Source organism: Bordetella muralis, assembly GCF_054781015.1.
In genome coordinates, this window is record NZ_BAAGVF010000003.1 from 446,158 (window position 1) to 464,777 (window position 18,620).

Sequence of the window (18,620 nt, forward strand, 5' to 3'; positions counted from 1 at the left end):
TCAAGGTGCCTTTTTTAACGTTTGCTGCAGGTATGCCCGACCCTTCGTCCCGTCCTCGCCGGCCTCCCGCCGCCGTGCAATTCGATCCCGCCGCTCAACCTTGGCAGCCCGCTGATGCGGGGCTGACGGCGATCGCGCCAGATTTGCTGGTTCCCCAGCGACTGCGTGGAGTGCTGAGCCACGCAGGACCGTGGCCCCAGGACCCGCTAGGTTCGACCGAATACCGCCATCCCGGACGCGAGGGCGCTCCTGTACTGGCAGCAGTCTTGATCCCCATGGTCGTTCATCCCGAGGGGGTGAGCATCATGCTGACGCAGCGCACGGCACACCTGTACGATCACGCCGGCCAGATCAGTTTTCCGGGAGGGCGCGTGGAAACCTCGGATGCCTCGCCCATTGCAACGGCACTACGCGAGGCCGAAGAAGAAACCGGTCTGTCTGCCGAGTATGTCGACGTGCTGGGTTCGATGCCCGCTTATTTGACGTCGACGGGGTTTTCCATCACGCCGGTGTTGTCGCTGGTGCGCCCGGGTTTTACGCTGAAGCCCGATGTCTTCGAAGTCGCCGAGATATTCGAGGTGCCTCTGACTTTTTTGACGGATCCTGCGAATCACCGACTCTACCGCGGGCCATTGCCCGACGGGCGTGAAAGGCTGTATTACGCCATGCCTTGGCATCAATACTTTATTTGGGGGGCCACCGCGGGCATGTTGCGCAACCTGTATCACATGCTGCGTCATGGTTTGACGGCTGACATAGGTGGCGCTTCGTTCGGGCGGTGACTGTACCAGCTGCCTTTCCAACCAGGTCAGTAGCGTTGCTGCGCGGCCTCGCTTTCTTCGAGAATGCGCCGATACAGCGCGTAACGCCCCGCATCGATCTCCCCGGCCTGTAGCGCTGCCACGACGCCGCAACCCGGCTCGTGCCGGTGCGTGCAGTTATAAAAACGGCAGCGTTCAATATGCGCGGTGAATTCCGGGAAGCCTCGCAGGATATCGTCGCCCGACAGATGTTGTAGGCCGAACGCTTGAAATCCCGGGGAATCAATCAGATCGCCGCCCGGCGCAGGCAAGTGATACAAGCGCGTACTGGTGGTTGTATGCCGGCCCATGTCCAACGCCGACGAATGTTCTCGCGTCGCCGCGTCGGCATCGGGCACCAGTGCATTGAGCAGCGTCGATTTGCCCATGCCGCTTTGGCCCAGCAGCAGCGTGGTTTTGCCGGCCAGCTTATCCGCCAGCGCGGCATGTACTGAGGGCCGATCGTGAGCACTGAGTTCGATGATGGGAACCCCTAAGGCACGCACGGATGCCAGCCGTGCGCGGGCCGCGGCGACACCGGTTTCCAGATCGACTTTGTTCAGAATGATCAGCGGCTCGATCCCGGCGCTCCAGGCGCCTGCCAAGGCGCGTCCCGCCAGATCGTCCGAAAAGGTCGGTTCGACTGCGACCACGATCAGCAATTGGTCGACATTTGCCGCAAACTGCTTGGAACGCATTTCGTCCGAGCGGAATAGCAGATTGCTGCGCGGCAAAACCGCATCGATGGCACCTTCGTCACGCCCTTGAGGGGCGACGCGTACCCGATCGCCCACGGCAGCGCCCGCTTTTTTCCCGCGAGGGAAGCAATGACGTTGAGATCCGTCGGGGAATTCCACCACATAGTGGCGGCCGTGTGCCGCAATAATACGGCCCTCTAATGGCTGGCTGCTGGCGCTCATGCGTGCTGCGTCAGGTGGCGGATACGCACGGCGGCGGGAGGATGACCATCGTAAAAGGCTGAGTGCACGGGGTCGGGGGTCAGAGTGGCGGCGTTGTCATCGTACAGTTTGACGAGCGCCGAGACGAGCTGTTCGGGCGAGCTTTGGCTGGCCGCATAACGGTCGGCCTCGAACTCGTCACGGCGAGAGTACCAGCTGGCGATCGGGGTCAACATAAAGGTAAACACGGGTATCACCAGGAAAAACAGCAGTAGCGCCATCGCATCATTGCGGCCATTCAGGCGTGGCAATACGCCCAGGCCTTCGTAGAACCAGGGTTGTTGCGCCAACCAGCCCAGCACCGCAAAAAACAGCAGGGCAGCGGCCAGGCTCAGCACGATACGTTTGACGATGTGGCGTTTGGCAAAATGTCCCAGTTCATGCGCCAGCACAGCTTCGATCTCGTCCGCATTCAGGCGCGCCAGCAGCGTGTCGAAAAATACAATGCGGCGCGATTTGCCAAAGCCGGTGAAATACGCGTTGCCATGCGCCGAGCGGCGCGAGCCGTCCATGACGAACAGGCCATTGAGCGCAAAACCGCAGCGCTGTGCGAGCTGTTTGATCCGGCTCGCCAGATCGGGATCGGATAGCGGCGTGAATTTGTTGAACAGCGGCGCGATGAAGGTCGGAAAAATGAACAGCAACAACAGGTTGAACGCCGTCCATAGGCCCCAGGCCCATAGCCACCATAAGCTGCCGGCACTCGCCATCAACCAGAAAATGGCGGCTGCCAAGGGAGCGCCCAGAATCAGCGACAGCAGTATCCCTTTGACCAAGTCAGAGGCAAACAGCCCTGGAGTCATGCGGTTAAAGCCAAAACGGGCCTCGAGTTTGAATTGGCGCCACAAGGTAAAAGGCAGACCCAGCACCCCCAGCAGCAGCGCGATGCTGCCTACCAACAGCAGCTGACGCAGCAGGTCATTCGAGGTGAGCTGTGCCACTGCCAGATCGATGGCCTGCAGGCCGCCCAGCAAGGTCAGGGCTACCAGAATGCCCGCGTCGTACACTCGTTCCAGCATCCCCAGCCGCACGCGCGCCGCCGTGTAGTCCGCGGCACGCTGGTGGCTAGCCAGGCCGATACGCGGTGAAAACTCAGGTGGAACCTGGTCTCGGTGGCTGGCGACATGGCGGATCTGGCGCATGGCCAGCCATTGGCGCACACAGAGATCGGCAACCAGAAAGGCGACAAACAGCAGGGTTAAAGTGGTCAGTGGCACGGAGTTGGCGTTGCGTATGAGAAAATGTGGTGTTTTATAGGCAAATTATATGGCTGCGAACGAAAATCGCCTGGTCTGGCTCGATATGGAGATGACCGGGCTCGACCCTAGCAAAGAGCGCATCATCGAAGTGGCCGTGGTGGTCACCGAACCGGACCTGACCATTGTGGCCGAAGGCCCCGTGCTGGTCGTGCATCAGCCCGACAGCCTGCTGGATGCCATGGACAACTGGAACAAGTCCACGCACGGCAAAAGCGGTCTGATCGACAAGGTCAAGGCGTCCACCCTGAGCGAGGTCCAAGCCGAGCAAACGCTGCTGGATTTCCTGTCTCAGCATGTGCCTGCCGGCAAATCACCGCTGTGCGGCAACACCATCAGCCAGGATCGCCGCTTCATGTACGCCTACATGCCCAACCTGGAGCGTTTTTTCCACTACCGCAATCTGGATGTCAGCACCTTGAAAGAGCTGGCTCGCCGGTGGGTGCCTGCGGTGTACAAGGGCTTTGAAAAGAAAAGCAAGCACGAGGCGCTGGCGGACATTTACGAGTCCATCGACGAGCTGAAGTATTACCGCGAGCATTTCCTGAAAGTATAAGAGGGCGATGATGTTGGCCGCCGCTATGGTTTTTTAGGCGCCGGCGTTCGCCGTGTAAAAGGGGCGCCGGCCCTATCGCACGGACTCGCCCCATGAGCAGGGGGCTCGGTCCGCTGCGCGGACTGAATCCGCGCTCTACGGGCCGGCGCCCCTTTTACACGGCGAACGCCGGCTCGCGCTGTCTTCACATGACGGATGATTCCATCGCTCGCCTAGACCGGCCGTCCCCCAAACCTCGCATATACCTCATCCGACAACGGCGTATACCGCTCGTTATCCTTGCCCGCGACAGCATCGAGATACTGCTCCGAAGCATCGAACAATTTCCAGTAGATCCTGCCGCATAGTTCCCGTGCGGCGTGACCAGGCCATTGCTCGGGCAACATGGGCACCGGCAGTTGCGGGTCGTGCAGGACAATGCGCCGCCACGTATGCAGCAGCAGCATCCGCGCGGCAAAGGCGTCGACGGGCTCGGCGGGCGCGTCCAACAGTTTGTCCAGCGGCCCCAACTGACTGGAAAAATGACGGTATTGGTCGGCCAGTGCGTCCAGATTCCAGCATTGCGGGGCCAGACTGGCGATGGGCAGTCCGCCCGCGCCGGCGAGATCGCGCCCGGCCAGAACGAGCGCCTTGTCGGGAATGCCGAGTTTTTCCAGGATTTCATGCGCCGTATTCGCGTCCGCCTGCGGGTGGGCGAACAGCCCTGGCGCAATCAAGGCAAAGCCCTCCCACGTTAATTCACGACGCAGTTCCACGCGCTCGGACAGCGCGTTGTTGCCCAGGCGGGGCAGGGCGACAAGGGTCCAGTCGCCATTCCATTGGGCGGACGGGCCGTCGTAGATGCGTTGCGAGGCGTGTGCGGTACGGCGGCGGCCGAGTTCGGATAGCTGATACAGGCTGCGCCGTCCATGGCGCTCGGCCTGCAGCCAGCCTTGGGCAACCAAGCGGAATACGCTGGTGCGCAGCAAACGCTCGTTGATGCCCAAGGGTTCGAGCAGCTCGATGATGCCCCCCAGCCAGATGGCGCCGCCGTGGCATGCCAACGCATCGCCCAGCAAGCTCACGCATAGCGATTTCGCGCGCGGCGGGTCGTCTTTGAGCAACCGGGCCACGTAGCTGCCTAGGGAAGAAGGGGTGTTTGCCATCGAAATCCAGGCCGGATATCAGAATGCTGAACATGATACACATTTTTAATGTGATACAAGAATTTCTTTGACAATTGATTTTGTGTATTAAATAATCGTCCTTAAGCTGAGTCAGATAAACGATCGGTGTGGGCGCCTGCAGGCGCATGCGGCCGTACAGGAGACGAACATGTATGCACAGCTAGTCGAAACCGGCGTCAAGCAGGTCCGCAATGTGGATGAACTTTCCGGTCCCGAGCAGGCCTTTCAACGCCGCGTCGATGAGGGCGTGCGCATCGAGCCCCAGGACTGGATGCCCGAGGCCTATCGCAAAACGCTGATTCGGCAGATTTCACAGCACGCGCATTCCGAAATCGTCGGCATGTTGCCCGAGGGCAACTGGATCACGCGTGCGCCGTCGCTCAAACGCAAGGCCATTTTGTTGGCCAAGGTGCAGGACGAGGCGGGGCATGGCTTGTATCTGTATAGCGCTGCCGAGACGCTGGGTGTGTCGCGCGATGAGCTGGTCGACGATCTGCTGACGGGGCGCGCCAAGTACTCCAGCATTTTCAATTACCCCACCTTGTCCTGGGCCGACATCGGCATGATCGGCTGGTTGGTGGATGGTTCGGCCATCATCAATCAGATTCCGTTGTGCCGGTGTTCGTATGGCCCTTACGCGCGTGCCATGGTGCGCGTCTGTAAAGAGGAGTCGTTTCATCAACGGCAGGGCTATGACCTGCTGATTCAAATGTGCCTGCACGGTACGCCCGAACAAAAGGCCATGTGCCAGGACGCGTTGAATCGCTGGTGGTGGCCGGCGTTGATGATGTTTGGTCCGTCCGATGCGGATTCGCCGAACAGCGCGCAATCGATGGCCTGGAAGATCAAGCTGTTTTCCAACGACGAGCTGCGTCAGAAAATGGTCGATCAGACTGTACCCCAGGCCGAGTATCTGGGCCTGACGGTGCCCGATCCCGATCTGAAATGGAACGCCGAACGCGGTCACTACGATTTTGGCGAAATTGATTGGACCGAGTTTTACGCGGTCATCAAGGGCCATGGCCCTTGCAACCGCGAACGCCTGGCGGCTCGCAAAAAGGCCCACGAAGCGGGCGCCTGGGTGCGCGATGGCTTGGTGGCCTATGCCGAAAAGCAGGCGCAACGCAAGGCGGCGTGATCGCAGCGACAGACAGGCCGCCCGAATACCTTGGTCGCCGATGCGCACGAGGCGGCGCATATGAGTGTTCGACGCGGTACGTGGCGGGCAGTGAGCCCGCAACGCGATGCAGGATGAACGGGGATTCCCCTCACGAACATCAAGCCGGTTGTCGGCAACCGAATGATTTCAGGGCGGATAAGGTGCCGCCCAACACTAAAGGATAGGCATCATGAGCAAGGAATGGCCGCTGTGGGAGGTCTTTATCCGCAGCCAGCATGGTCTGGCGCACAAGCATGTGGGCAGTTTGCACGCCTCCGATGCGGAGATGGCCATCAATCATGCACGCGACGTCTACACTCGTCGTAACGAAGGTCTCAGCATCTGGGTCGTACGTGCGGCCGATATCGTGGCGAGCAGTCCGGCGGACAAAGAGCCGTTGTTCGATCCGGCCAGCAACAAGGTCTATCGGCATCCCACGTTTTTCCCGATGCCCGACGAAATCAAGCACATGTAAAGGAGGGCGCGAGCATGGACAAGCCCTTTTTCGAGTATCTGTTGCGTTTGGGCGATACCACGCTGATCCTGTCGCAGCGCCTGTCCGAATGGTGTGGGCACGGGCCTGCGCTGGAGGAAGACCTGGCGCTGACCAACACAGCACTGGATCTGCTGGGACAGGCACGCATGTGGTTGACGCTGGCCGGCGAGGTGGAAGGCGCGGGGCGTGACGAGGATGCATTGGCGTATTTGCGTCATGCACATGAGTTTCGCAATCTGATCCTGGTCGAGCGGCCCAACGGGCATTATGGCGATACGCTGGCGCGGCAGTTTTTCTTTGACGTATGGCATTACTTTCTGCTGCAGCGCCTGACGCAATCCACCGACGAGCGTGTAGCCGCCATTGCGGAAAAATCGCTGAAAGAAGTCACCTATCATGTACGCCGCTCGTCGGATCTGGTGGTGCGTTTAGGGGATGGTTCTGAGACCAGTCACGCCAAGATGCAAGACGCCGTCGACGACGCATGGCGGTATACGGGTGAGCTGTTCGTTGACGATGACGTCGATCACGAGATGGTTGAGCGCGGTATTTCCTGTGAATTGGGCTCCCTGCGCGGATCCTGGCTGGCGCATGTGCGCGAGGTGTTGGCCGAGGCGACATTGACGATGCCCGCCGAGGATGACGCGGGCCACCTGGCCTACCAGGGTGGGCGTCAAGGCCGCCACACCGAGGCACTGAGCTATGTGCTGGCGGAAATGCAGTCGCTGCCACGTGCTCATCCGGGAGCCGTCTGGTGAACGGCGTTGCGATCGTGCCGCCGAGCCAGGTCATGGCCTGGCTCGAAGGCGTGCCCGACCCGGAGATCCCCGTGTTATCGGTGGTGGATCTGGGCGTGATACGCGAGGTGGCATGGGAAGACGGCACGTGCGTGGTCACCATTACACCCACGTATTCCGGTTGCCCTGCGATGCGCGAAATCTCGGAGGATATCCAACGGACATTGGCGGATCATGGTGTCGCCGCGGTCCGTATACAGACGAGATTGTCCCCGGCCTGGACGACCGATTGGATGAGCGAACGTGGCCGAGCGGCGCTCAAAGGTTATGGCATCGCGGCCCCGGTGGAGCGAGCCGTTGATGTATCCGGCATCAGCCGGCGTGCCGCCGGGCGGTTGGTCGTGTGCCCGCACTGCGGCTCGTCGCAAACGCGCTTGATCAGTCATTTCGGCTCGACCTCGTGCAAGGCGCTTTATCGCTGCAATGCTTGCCGCGAGCCGTTCGATTATTTCAAAACACACTGAGCAGGGCCGGATCACGCCATGAGTCAGAATTCTTTTCATTCTCTGCGAGTCGCCTCCGTGGCGCGCAATACGCGCGATGCCGTGGTGGTGACGTTCGATTTGCCCGAGGCACTGCAATCGCAGTTTGAATTTCGTCCGGGCCAGTATCTGACGCTGCGCACTCAGCTCGAGGGCGAAGAGCTGCGCCGTTCTTATTCGATTTGTTCTGCCCCTGGCGACGGCGTATTGCGCGTCGCGATTAAAAAAGTCGATGACGGCGCATTCTCCAGCTGGGCCAATCACGCGTTGCAGGCCGGTCAGATGCTCGAGGTCATGCCGCCCGCCGGCAATTTCACGGTGGATTTTTCGCCGGAGCATCAGCGACACTATGTCGCGTTCGCCGTGGGCAGCGGCATCACGCCGGTATTTTCCTTGGTGAAGACCGCGCTGTCGACCGAGCCGCACAGCCGATTTACCCTGTTCTTTGGCAATCGCGCCTCGTCGTCGGTGTTGTTCCGCGAGGAAATCGAGGACCTGAAAAACCTGTACATGGACAGGTTTTCCCTGGTCTACATCATGAGCCGCGAGAGCCAGGACATCGAGCTATTCAATGGCCGGCTCGATGGCGACAAAGTCGATCAGCTCTTGTCCGCATGGATGCCTGCCGCCGATATTGATTATGCTTTTGTCTGTGGTCCGCAGACCATGATCGAGAGTGTGGTGCAGCATCTGCAGGATCGCGGCGTGCCGAAATCGCAGATCAAGTTCGAGTTGTTCGGCGCGCCCCGCGGACCACGAGCCTTGCGTACGGGCCGTGATACGCCCGCCGCCCCTGGAAAAGGGCAGTGCGAGGTGACGGTCGTGCAAGACGGCCACAGCCGCAGTTTTGTCATCCAGAAAAATAAAGACAGCGTCCTGGACTCGGCGCTGGAGCAAGGCATCGAATTGCCGTACTCCTGCAAAGGCGGAGTATGTTCGACGTGCCGCTGCAAGGTCATCGAAGGCGAGGTCGATATGGACGCGAATTTCGCGCTAGAGGACTATGAGGTCGCGCGCGGCTTTGTGCTGAGCTGCCAGAGCTTTCCTGTCAGCGATCGCCTCGTGTTGGATTTTGATCAAGAAACCTGAACAAACTATTTATCCGGAGACTGCACGTGTCATCAGAATTTTTCGAACGCCATCAGCCTGTGCTAGAGCGTGCCTTGGCCGCCGCCGCCGATCGTGGTTATTGGAGTCCATTCGCCGAGTCACCCAGCCCACGCAACTATGGCGAGACTGCCAATGAGGACGGACGCGCCGCTTTCGAAGCTTTGCGCGGCAAGCCTTTTCCGTTGGAACTCAGCGGTGCCGACGGTACGGTGGGTGCCGAGCAATCGCCTTATGGTTTCGCCCTGGATATTACGTATCCGCGTGTGCCGCCGGCCGTGCTGGTACAGTCCGCCGCTCAAGCGTTCGAATCCTGGCGCCGTGCCGGACCGCGCACCTGGGTTGGGGTATCGCTGGAAATCCTGGCACGCGTGAATCGGCGCAGTTTCGAGATCGCGCACGCGGTTCAGCACACCACAGGCCAGGGTTTTATGATGGCTTTTCAGGCAGGCGGCCCGCATGCGCAGGACCGTGGCCTCGAGGCAGTGACCTATGCCTGGCAGGAAATGGCGCGTATTCCCGATGTGGCGTTGTGGGAAAAACCGCAGGGCAAGAATGATCCCATCAAGATGGAAAAGCGTTTCACGGTAGTGCCTCGTGGTACGGCGCTGGTGATTGGCTGCTCGACCTTTCCGACCTGGAACGGCTATCCGGGCTTGTTTGCCAGTTTGGCAACAGGCAACGTCGTGATCGTCAAACCGCATCCCAGCGCCATTCTGCCGCTGGCGATCACGGTGCAGGTGGCGCGCGAAGTCCTGGCCGAAGCGGGCTTTGATCCCAACGTTGTGCAGTTGGCCGCGCATGCTGCGGGCGACGATACCGCACAGCAGTTGGCTCAGGATCCCTCCGTCAAGATCATCGACTTTACCGGCAGCAGCGCCAACGGCAATTGGCTGGAGCAAAACGCCCGCCAGGCCCAGGTGTACACCGAGAAAGCAGGTGTCAACCAGATCATCATCGACTCGGCCGAGGACCTGAAAGGCGTGGTGCGCAACCTGGCCTTTTCGCTGGCCTTGTATTCCGGGCAGATGTGCACGGCGCCGCAAAATATCTACGTGCCTCGCGATGGTATTAAAACGGCAGAGGGGCACGTCAGTTTCGACGACGTCGCCGCGGCATTGGGAACGGCCGTGGGCAAACTTTGCGCCGATCCCGCCAAGGCAGTGGAACTGACGGGGGCGATTCAAAACGAAGGCATCGTCCAACGCATCGAACAGGCTCGCGCATTGGGCCTGCCAGTCGTGGTGGACAGCCAGTCGCTGGCGCATCCTCAATTTGAAAACGCGAGGGTGCATACGCCGCTGGTGCTGCGTACCGACGCCAGCAATCCCGACATCAGCAAAGAATGGTTCGGGCCGATTGCTTTCGTCGTAGCGACGGACTCGACGGCGCACAGTATTGAACTGGCGCGCAATAGTGTGATCCAGCACGGCGCGCTGTCCTTTGGCGCCTACACGACGGATGACGATGTCGCGGCCCGGATCCAGGATGCGGCAGAGGTGTCGGGCGTGGCGCTGTCGTTGAATCTGACGGGCGGCGTGTTCGTGAACCAGACTGCCGCGTTCAGCGATTTTCATGGCACGGGCGCCAACCCGGCGGCCAATGCCGCGTTGTCGGATTCGGCCTTTGTGTCCAACCGCTTTCGCGTCGTGCAGACGCGCCGTCACGTCTGACAGGAGCGAATTCCATGACTTATCAAAGCATCCTGTTCGATCTGTCTGGCGGCATCGCACGTCTGACGCTGAATCGTCCCGAAAAGCTCAATAGCTTTACCGCCACCATGCATGGCGAGGTGGCCGATGCATTGACCCGAGTCGAGAACGAGGGGGCACGTGTGCTGGTCCTGACGGGCGCCGGGCGCGGGTTTTGCGCAGGTCAGGACCTGAGCGAGCGTCAGATGGCCGCAGACGGCATACCTCCCGATCTGGGCGAGACGGTAGAGAAGTTCTATGCACCGTTGGTGCGTCGCCTGAACGCGCTGCCTATGCCTGTGGTGGTCGGTGTGAATGGGGTCGCAGCAGGAGCAGGGGCCAATCTGGCCTTTGCAGGCGACATCGTGATCGCCAAGGAATCCGCCAGTTTCATCCAGTCGTTCTGCCGTCTCGGCTTGATCCCGGATACCGGTGGCACATATGTGCTGCCTCGTCTGGTGGGACGTGCGCGCGCGATGGGATTGGCGATGTTGGGCGACAAGCTCACCGCTCGCCAGGCCCAGGACTGGGGCCTGATCTGGCAATGCGTGCCCGATACGGAATTCGAGGTGACACTGGACAAGCTGGCCACGCATTTTGCGTCAGCGCCGACACGCGGATTGGCCAGCACGAAACAAGCCTTGCAGGTGAGCTTGCAAAATGACCTCTCGACGCAGTTGAACCTGGAGCGCGACCTGATGCGTGAATTGGGACGCAGCGCCGACTATGCCGAAGGCGTAGCGGCATTCATGGCCAAGCGCGAGCCGCAATTCAAAGGGCAGTGATCGCCGCAAGCCCCGTGAGACCGGGGCCCTGTTTCACAGCAACCTAGAGATACGCCTACCGACATGCACACTGGACTGACAACCCCCTCGGCACCGAAGCAGGATCTTGATGTCCCTACCGATCCCCAGGCTCTCGCGCAGGCCGTTGGAGACACGATGTACGCGGCCGACGCAGCGACCCAGGGCCTGGGCATGCAGGTCGTCGAGATTGCGCCCGGCTACGCGCGCCTGACGATGCCCGTACGCCCAGACATGCTCAATGGCTATCAGACGTGCCATGGGGGCTTTTTGTTTTCCTTGGCGGATAGCGCCTTTGCTTTTTCGTGCAATTCGCGCAATGTCAGTACGGTGGCCTCGGGGTGCACGATTGATTTTCTGGCGCCTGGATTTGCCGGAGACGTGTTGACGGCCGTGGCGCAAGAGCGTTCGCTGGCGGGGCGCACCGGCGTTTATGACGTCACCATCACCAATCAGGATGGCAAGCAGTTGGCGTTGTTTCGCGGGCGTTCCTATCGCATCAAAGGCCAGATCGTGGGTGCACCGCCAGAGCGTTGATGGCCATTCATACCCGGGTATTGCGGCCTCGCCATACTTGTTGATTACGTTGATAAAGCGGCGAGAAGCCGTACAGTATTTCAGGAGACAGCACCATGTCCAACACCGTGAGCAAGCCGGGACTGGATCTCATCGAACATGCGAGCCGCGACGAAATCGAGGCTTTACAGCTGCAGCGCCTGCAGTGGACGGTGACCCATGCTTATCAGAACGTGCCGCACTATAAACAGGCGTTCGATGCGGCAGGTGTGCACCCAGATGATATGAAGCATCTGTCGGATATCGCCAAGTTTCCTTTTACGACCAAGAAAGATCTGCGCGACAACTATCCTTTTGGCATGTTCGCCGTGCCGCGTGAAAGGGTGTCGCGCGTGCACGCGTCCAGCGGCACGACGGGCAAGCCCACAGTGGTGGGTTATACCGCGCAAGACCTGGATAACTGGGCGAATCTGGTGGCGCGTTCGATTCGTGCGGCCGGTGGCAAGGCGGGCGATATTGTGCATGTGGCCTATGGCTATGGGCTGTTCACTGGCGGGCTGGGCGCGCATTACGGGGCCGAGCGATTGGGTTGCACGGTGATCCCCATGTCGGGCGGCCAGACTGAAAAGCAAGTGCAGCTGATCAATGATTTCCGACCGGACATCATCATGGTCACCCCTTCGTATTTCTGCAATATCCTCGAAGAACAACGCCGTCAGGGGATTGACCCGCGTCAGAGCTCGCTGCGTATCGGCATCTTTGGCGCCGAGCCCTGGACGGGGCAGATGCGCCAGGATATCGAAACCGAGGCGGCGATCGATGCGGTCGATATCTATGGATTGTCCGAAGTAATGGGGCCGGGCGTGGCCAGCGAATGTGTGGAAACCAAGGACGGCCCGGTAGTATGGGAGGATCACTTCTACGCCGAGATCATCAATCCGGAAACCGGCGCGCCCGTGGCTGACGGCGAGTCGGGCGAGCTGGTATTCACCTCGTTGACGAAAGAGGCGATGCCCATCATTCGCTACCGAACTCGCGATTTGACGCGTCTGCTGCCGCCCACGTCGCGCAGTATGCGCCGTATCGGCAAGATCACGGGTCGTAGCGACGATATGTTGATTGTGCGCGGGGTGAACCTGTTCCCCACTCAGGTTGAAGAACAGGTCCTGAAAATCGCACAGCTCGCGCCGCATTATCAACTGGTGTTGACGCGCAACGGACATCTGGACGAGTTGGAAATCCTGACCGAGGTGCGCGACGAGTTTGCGAATTTGCCAGAGGCAGAGCGCGAGGCGCTAGGCAAACAATTGCAGCATGCCGTCAAGTCGTATATCGGTGTGACTGCCAGAGTCCGTGTTGCGGAGTGCGGCTTTGTCGAGCGTACGTTGACGGGTAAGGCGCGGCGGGTGATTGACAAGCGTCCGCGGTGATTCCGTCAGAGCGAGATGTTGGCCTTTTGGGCGACATCTCGCCAACGTTTCAGATCCGCCTGCAATTCGTTCGCGAATTGATCTGGTGAATCCAGTACCGGCTGTACGCCACGCGTGATCATGCGGTCTTTGGCAGCCTTGCTTCCCATGCTGTCGCGAGTGGCGGCGTACAGAGCCTCCGTGATTTTCGGGCTGAGTTTTGCCGGACCAAACACGCCGAACCAGGTTGTGGTGTGGAATCCGGGCACGCCTGCTTCTTGCACCGTAGGAATGTCCGGCGCATTGCTCGCCCGTTCGCTGCTGGTGACTGCCAGGGCGCGCACTTGTCCGCTTTGGATATAGGGCAATGACGATGGGAGGGTATCGAAATAAGCATCCACTCTGCCGCCTATCAGGTCGGTGATGACCTGGGCGCTGCCCTTGTAGGGAACGTGTTGAAAGTTTTTCGCCCCTGCTGATTGCAGGAACATTTCTGCTGCCAGGTGGGTAATATTGCCGATACCTGCCGAGCCGTAGACGACGGGCTTTTTGCTGTCCTTGGCATATTGCAGGAAATCCGCAAGGGATTTGACCGGTAATTTCGGATTCACGATGAGCACCAGCGGGGTATAGCCGATCTGCGTGATGGGCGTGAAATCCTTGACCGCGTCATAGGGCAGCGACGGCGTCAATGCCGGGCTGATGGCCTGCGACGCGGTTACGCCGAGCAGCAGGGTGTATCCGTCGGCGGCGCTGCGCGCGACTTCGGATGCGGCGATGGTGCCGTTTGCGCCGGGCTTGTTGTCGACGACCACACTGGTGCGCAGGGTTTCCCCGAGCTGTTGTGCGACTTGCCTGGCGACAAAATCCGCGCCTCCTCCTGGCGGGAATCCCACGACCAATCGAATGGGTTTGTCGGGAAAGTCAGCAGCGTGTGTTGTTGATGGAGCGGCTGTAGCCAATAGGGACACCGATGCCGCGCAGGCGGCGATGCGGCTCAGGATAGGTGAAACGACTTGGGTTGCCAGGGGCCGTTTTGCCCCTCTTACAAAGGTGAGTCTACGCATTGTTGTCTCCGTTGTCGTCAGAACGGCGTGACCTGCCCGTTCAAGCGTCTTTACGTACTGGCGCCCATGCAAAGTCGCCAGCGTGAACTGCGGCAATGGCGCCGCTGGCCAGTAGCGCTTCGCATTGCTCGGGCGATAACCCGGCCTTGCGCAGCACTTCCAGGGTGTGCTCGCCCAGCTCAGCGGGCGGCAATGGGGAGGCGTCTGCTCCAGCAACCTGCAGACGCGGAAATTCCGGAACGTCGAACGCCAGCCCGCGATACTGGACGTGCCGCAGTTTGCCCGGTTGATGCGCCTGAGGGGCTTCTAAAACGCGCTCCAGCGGCAATACTTCGGTGCAGCCGACGCCGTTGGCTTTTAACCGGGCAACGACCTCGTCGAAGGGGCAAGCCGCGATGGCATCTCTAACGATTCTCTCGACCTGTTCGCGCGCTTTTTTCCTGTCGCGTAGGTGGTAAAGGCTGGCGTCGTCCGCCTGCGGCAGTTCCATCGCCTGGCAGAATTTCAGCCAATGTCCATCGGTGAGCATCAGCAAGTACAGCCAGCGCTCATCTGCAGTCAGATAGGCGCCATAGCCTGGCATGCTGAACTCGCCGTGCGGCTCGCGCTCTGGCCGCCCGAGTAATTGCGTCTTGAGTTGTACGCCCACCAGATCGCGCGAGGCCACGTGCAGGCCGGTTTCGTACAGGCCGACTTCGACGTGATCGCCTTGGTCTTGCTGCTGTTGTTGAATCAATGACGACAAAATGCCGATGACCGCATAGGCGCCGGCAAACTGATCGTGGTACGACGGCCCGAGCCGGCTAGGACGGCCGTTGATCCGGTTGCCCTCCATGACGCCAGTGGAGGCTTCGGCGACCGGGTTCGATGCTAGGTCGTTTTCCTGCGGGCCCGCAGCATAGCCACGAATATGGCAATAGATCAGTTTGGGATTGATCGCGGCGCAATCGTCGCGTGAGAGCCGCAGCTTGCGCGCGGCGTTCGGCGCCAGGTTATGCACCAGCACATCGGCGGTCTGCAGCAGTTTGCAAAACGCGTCGTAGCCTGCAGGACTGGCAAGATCGATGCATACGCTTTTTTTGCCATGGCTATAAGCGATGAAGGTGCCGCTGGGACCACCGCGCACCAGACTGCGAGTGGGGTCCCCTCTAGGCGGTTCGACCTTGATGACGTCCGCACCCAGTTGCGAAAGGATGTGCGCGGCAAATGGCGCCGCCAGCATGGTGCCTAATTCAATGATGCGGTAACCGGTAAGGGTAGGGGTAGTCATCGAGTGTCTCCTGCATGTTTTGATAAAGAATGCATTCTATATTTTTAAAAAGCCTGAGTTTTATCTAAATTCACTAGGGAAAGTACGTATTCTTCGGCTCAAATTAAAATATAGAATGCATTCTAAGTCGTGCGACAGATCACGATCGATGCAAAAAACGGAGACGAGACATGCGCAGAAGGACTTTTCTTTCTGGTTGTGCGGCAGCGGCTACCATCGCTTTGCCGGGCTGGGCGCGAGCACAACAGGGCGCGGTTGGTATCGATGCCGCATCCAAGACGGTGACGGTGGGCGCGTTCACGCCGGTGACTGGGCCGGTGCCGTTCTATGCGATCCTGACGCGAGCGGCCGACGCTTGCTTTAAGCATGTCAACGATACGAATGCCTTGGACGGCTGGAAGATCAAGTTCGTCACGTATGACGATGGCTATGAACCCGCACGCAGCGTCGCAGTAACGCGGCGCCTGGTAGAGGAGGACAAGATCTTTGCATTGGCGGCGCCGGTGGGCACGGCGCAATCGGTCGCAGTGATTCCGTATGCCAAAGAGGTCGGCTTGCCGATGATCGGGCCGATCGGCGGGGCGACGGCCTTGTTTTCCGAACGCCTGGTCTTCCCCTTGTTGCCGGATTACGGATGGTCTGCGGCATCCAATCTGGACTATGCCATCAATGGACTCAACGCCAGCCGTGTAGCACTGCTATGGGAAAACGACGAGCTCGGACGATCCGCAAAACGGGGTTTTGATCTCTTGATGCAGGCTCGGCAACTGCAATCCGCGGAGTCGATTCCATTTGAGGTTCGCAGTACAGATTTCACGCCGCATGTCCGCCGTATCGCGAATGCCAAGGCGGAAGTCGTGATTTTGTTCGGATCGAATGCGAATTTAGCCGCAGCGTTAAAGACAGCAGACCGTCTGGGACTGAAAGCCAAATGGATGGCGCCATTTTTTACGGCGGATCCGACCACGTACAAATTGGCCGGCAAGCTACTGGACGGAACGTATTTTTCGTCATGGTTGATGCCGGTCGACGCGGATGATGCAGCCATCAAAGCCTATCGCGACACAGTCGCCAAGCGCTATCCCAACGATCCCATTGGCGTGTTTGGCCTGAATGGCTGGAGTAACGCCTCGCTGTTTGTCGAAGGGTTCCGCATGCTGTTGGCCAGCGGCAAACCGTTGACGCGCGCGAGCCTGGTCGACGTGATGGAAACGATGACGAACCGCGCCGTGGGCGGCGCGCGTGAAGTGACCTTCAAGGCAGGAGACCACCGGGGCGCGCGGCAAGAAGGCATCATCCAGGCGCAAAGCGGTGGCGGGTTCAAGCTGGTGCGTGGATTCGAGCCCTATCCTGCAGCCGTTTTTGACGCAAAACTATCGTAGGGGAATGAGTGTGAGCGAGCTGTATGCAGCATGGGTGGGCCGCGAAGAGTCGCGTACAGAGTATGTGAATGTGAATACGGTAGCGGCAATGGCCGCGACCTTGGATTGGGAAAAGACGCCTGCCCAGGGGGAGGCTTTGCCGCCTGGCTGGCAGTGGCTGTTTTTCAATGGGGCAGCCCGGCGCAGCGGATTGGGAACGGATGGCCACCCGCAGCGGGGCGGTTTTTTACCGCCCATTGAATTGCCGCGCCGTATGTGGGCTGGCAGCCGTATTCGGTATCTGAATGACTTGCCTATCGGCGAGCAGGCGACCCGGCAGAGCCGTATTCTGAAGGTCGAGAACAAAGTCGGCAAACGCGGATCGCTTTGGTTCGTGACGGTGCAGCATACGACTACGTGCCAACAGCGGGATTGCATCGTGGAGGAACAGGACATCGTGTATCGCGAGGCGACGCCTGTGACGACGGCAACGAGCGCATCAGCGACGCCGGTCAAGCCTGCCCGTCACGAGGAAATCGCGCAATGGGGGCGTGAGGTGTGGCCCGACACCACATTGCTGTTTCGCTATTCGGCATTGACTTTCAATGGTCATCGTATTCATTACGATCAGGCCTATGCGCGCCAGGAAGAGGGTTATCCGGACCTCGTCGTGCATGGGCCGCTGACAGCGACGTTATTGCAGCAATTCGCCCTGGAATACGGCGACGGACGCCAATTGTCGAGCTTTGATTTTCGCGGTGTGAGTCCGTTGTTTGTCGCCCATCCATTTCAATTGGAGGGCCGCGAGGCGGATGACGGCAGTGTCGACGTATGGGCCCGCGGTCCAGACGGCGAGTTGGCCATGTCTGCCAAGGCCACTTATCGCTGATTGGGCCAGTCGTGTGCACGGGCACAGCGCATTCGCCCGGCGCTACATCTGGATCGGTGTTGAACAATACATTCAGGAGACAAAAGACAATGGCACAACATTTAAGCGGTCCTGCAGACCTGCAAGGACAAGTCGCTTTCATCACCGGCGGTGCAGGTTCAATGGGGCGCGCCATTGCGAATGCGTTCAAGCAGGCGGGGGCAAGGGTGATCGCCACGGACCGGGCAGAGCGCGCAGATATCGGCCCCGAGATTGACTATCGCCAATACGATGTGACCTCGCGGGCGCAAACGGACAGCGTGATCGATGGCGTGCTCAAGGACTACGGCAAGATCGATATTCTCGTGCTGTGCGCAGGCATTATTGCCCGGACTACATTGGCCGACAGTACGGATGATGAGTGGGACGCATTGATGTCGGTCAATGTTCGCGGGGTAGTGAATCCCGCGCGCAAGCTGTTTCCGTTGATGTGCGACCAGGGGTTTGGAAAAATTTTGGCGGCGGGCTCCATTGCCGCAAAGAATGGCGGCGTGGCCTCCGGTCCGGCCTATGTCGCCTCGAAGTCGGCGGTGCACGGCATGATGCGATGGATCGCCAAAGCCGGCGCACCCCACGGCGTGTACGCCAATACCTTGGCGCCGGGACCCGTCGAGACGGCGATGTGGGCGAGCATCACCAAAGAAGGCGCTCCGGCGGCGAATGCGACGGTGCCGTTGGGCCGTTATGGCAATCCGGACGATATTGCCCAGGCCGCGCTGTTCCTGTGTTCACCGGCTTCGAACTGGATCACTGGTACGTCGCTGGATATCAGCGGCGGTATGTGGATGGCCTGAACG

19 protein-coding genes are annotated in these 18,620 nt (G+C 59.9%); 14 read left to right on the forward strand and 5 right to left on the reverse strand.

What is annotated here, in order from left to right; all coding sequences use genetic code 11:
* The first annotated feature begins 32 nt into the window (after nucleotides 1-32).
* Nucleotides 33-782: a CoA pyrophosphatase gene (locus ACYVIT_RS07105; protein ID WP_415806402.1), complete on the forward strand. Its 750-nt coding sequence runs from the start codon at nucleotides 33-35 to the stop codon at nucleotides 780-782.
* Nucleotides 783-808: 26 nt separating this feature from the next.
* Here ACYVIT_RS07105 and rsgA read toward each other — a convergent pair whose 3' ends face one another.
* Both rsgA and ACYVIT_RS07115 read right to left on the reverse strand, forming a co-directional pair.
* The gene (rsgA, locus tag ACYVIT_RS07110) at nucleotides 809-1,720 is read right to left on the reverse strand and encodes a ribosome small subunit-dependent GTPase A (RefSeq protein WP_415806403.1); all 912 of its coding nucleotides are present in this window, start codon (nucleotides 1,718-1,720) and stop codon (nucleotides 809-811) included.
* Entirely contained in the window at nucleotides 1,717-2,976 is a 1,260-nt protein-coding gene (locus ACYVIT_RS07115; protein ID WP_415806404.1) for a M48 family metallopeptidase, read from the reverse strand. Before ACYVIT_RS07115 ends, rsgA begins: the two co-directional genes overlap by 4 nt.
* A 49-nt stretch (nucleotides 2,977-3,025) precedes the next feature.
* Here ACYVIT_RS07115 and orn point away from each other — a divergent pair, with 49 nt between their 5' ends.
* Complete coding sequence (gene orn / locus ACYVIT_RS07120) at nucleotides 3,026-3,571, forward strand: oligoribonuclease (RefSeq protein ID WP_415806405.1); 546 nt, start codon at nucleotides 3,026-3,028, stop codon at nucleotides 3,569-3,571.
* A 212-nt stretch (nucleotides 3,572-3,783) separates the two neighbouring features.
* Here the strand turns inward: orn and paaX are convergent, their stop codons facing one another.
* Nucleotides 3,784-4,716, reverse strand: coding sequence for a phenylacetic acid degradation operon negative regulatory protein PaaX (gene paaX, locus ACYVIT_RS07125; RefSeq protein ID WP_415806406.1), 933 nt, complete (start codon nucleotides 4,714-4,716; stop codon nucleotides 3,784-3,786).
* A gap of 169 nt (nucleotides 4,717-4,885) precedes the next feature.
* Here paaX and paaA point away from each other — a divergent pair, with 169 nt between their 5' ends.
* The 9 genes from paaA (at nucleotide 4,886) to paaK (ending at nucleotide 13,218) form a co-directional block, all read left to right on the forward strand.
* Nucleotides 4,886-5,875 (forward strand): 1,2-phenylacetyl-CoA epoxidase subunit PaaA, encoded by a 990-nt coding sequence (paaA, locus tag ACYVIT_RS07130; protein WP_415806407.1) that lies wholly within the window; start codon nucleotides 4,886-4,888, stop codon nucleotides 5,873-5,875.
* 211 nt (nucleotides 5,876-6,086) lie between these two features.
* Entirely contained in the window at nucleotides 6,087-6,371 is a 285-nt protein-coding gene (gene paaB, locus ACYVIT_RS07135; protein ID WP_094820434.1) for a 1,2-phenylacetyl-CoA epoxidase subunit PaaB, read from the forward strand.
* Nucleotides 6,372-6,385: 14 nt separating this feature from the next.
* Nucleotides 6,386-7,150 carry a 1,2-phenylacetyl-CoA epoxidase subunit PaaC gene (gene paaC / locus ACYVIT_RS07140; protein WP_415806408.1) on the forward strand — a complete coding sequence of 255 codons (765 nt, stop codon included), beginning with the start codon at nucleotides 6,386-6,388 and terminating at the stop codon, nucleotides 7,148-7,150.
* A 32-nt stretch (nucleotides 7,151-7,182) separates the two neighbouring features.
* Nucleotides 7,183-7,653: a 1,2-phenylacetyl-CoA epoxidase subunit PaaD gene (gene paaD, locus ACYVIT_RS07145; RefSeq protein ID WP_415806458.1), complete on the forward strand. Its 471-nt coding sequence runs from the start codon at nucleotides 7,183-7,185 to the stop codon at nucleotides 7,651-7,653.
* An 18-nt stretch (nucleotides 7,654-7,671) separates the two neighbouring features.
* Nucleotides 7,672-8,760, forward strand: coding sequence for a 1,2-phenylacetyl-CoA epoxidase subunit PaaE (paaE, locus tag ACYVIT_RS07150; protein WP_415806409.1), 1,089 nt, complete (start codon nucleotides 7,672-7,674; stop codon nucleotides 8,758-8,760).
* Nucleotides 8,761-8,786: 26 nt separating this feature from the next.
* The gene (gene paaN / locus ACYVIT_RS07155; protein WP_415806410.1) at nucleotides 8,787-10,451 is read left to right on the forward strand and encodes a phenylacetic acid degradation protein PaaN; all 1,665 of its coding nucleotides are present in this window, start codon (nucleotides 8,787-8,789) and stop codon (nucleotides 10,449-10,451) included.
* Nucleotides 10,452-10,465: 14 nt separating this feature from the next.
* On the forward strand, nucleotides 10,466-11,254 hold the full coding sequence (gene paaG / locus ACYVIT_RS07160) for a 2-(1,2-epoxy-1,2-dihydrophenyl)acetyl-CoA isomerase PaaG (RefSeq protein ID WP_415806411.1): 789 nt from the start codon (nucleotides 10,466-10,468) through the stop codon (nucleotides 11,252-11,254).
* A 63-nt stretch (nucleotides 11,255-11,317) separates the two neighbouring features.
* Entirely contained in the window at nucleotides 11,318-11,809 is a 492-nt protein-coding gene (gene paaI, locus ACYVIT_RS07165) for a hydroxyphenylacetyl-CoA thioesterase PaaI (RefSeq protein WP_415806412.1), read from the forward strand.
* Between the two features lie 95 nt (nucleotides 11,810-11,904).
* Nucleotides 11,905-13,218: a phenylacetate--CoA ligase PaaK gene (paaK, locus tag ACYVIT_RS07170; RefSeq protein ID WP_415806413.1), complete on the forward strand. Its 1,314-nt coding sequence runs from the start codon at nucleotides 11,905-11,907 to the stop codon at nucleotides 13,216-13,218.
* Between the two features lie 5 nt (nucleotides 13,219-13,223).
* Here paaK and ACYVIT_RS07175 read toward each other — a convergent pair whose 3' ends face one another.
* Entirely contained in the window at nucleotides 13,224-14,264 is a 1,041-nt protein-coding gene (locus tag ACYVIT_RS07175; RefSeq protein ID WP_415806414.1) for a Bug family tripartite tricarboxylate transporter substrate binding protein, read from the reverse strand.
* A gap of 40 nt (nucleotides 14,265-14,304) precedes the next feature.
* Nucleotides 14,305-15,534 carry a CaiB/BaiF CoA transferase family protein gene (locus tag ACYVIT_RS07180; RefSeq protein ID WP_415806415.1) on the reverse strand — a complete coding sequence of 410 codons (1,230 nt, stop codon included), beginning with the start codon at nucleotides 15,532-15,534 and terminating at the stop codon, nucleotides 14,305-14,307.
* 170 nt (nucleotides 15,535-15,704) lie between these two features.
* Between ACYVIT_RS07180 and ACYVIT_RS07185 the strand changes: the two genes are divergently transcribed.
* From ACYVIT_RS07185 to ACYVIT_RS07195, 3 genes are all read left to right on the forward strand, one after another.
* Complete coding sequence (locus tag ACYVIT_RS07185) at nucleotides 15,705-16,916, forward strand: ABC transporter substrate-binding protein (RefSeq protein WP_415806416.1); 1,212 nt, start codon at nucleotides 15,705-15,707, stop codon at nucleotides 16,914-16,916.
* Nucleotides 16,917-16,926: 10 nt separating this feature from the next.
* Nucleotides 16,927-17,784, forward strand: coding sequence for an HTD2 family dehydratase (locus tag ACYVIT_RS07190; protein ID WP_415806417.1), 858 nt, complete (start codon nucleotides 16,927-16,929; stop codon nucleotides 17,782-17,784).
* A gap of 89 nt (nucleotides 17,785-17,873) precedes the next feature.
* Nucleotides 17,874-18,617, forward strand: a complete 744-nt coding sequence (locus ACYVIT_RS07195) for an SDR family NAD(P)-dependent oxidoreductase (protein ID WP_415806418.1) — start codon at nucleotides 17,874-17,876, stop codon at nucleotides 18,615-18,617.
* Nucleotides 18,618-18,620 lie beyond the last annotated feature (3 nt).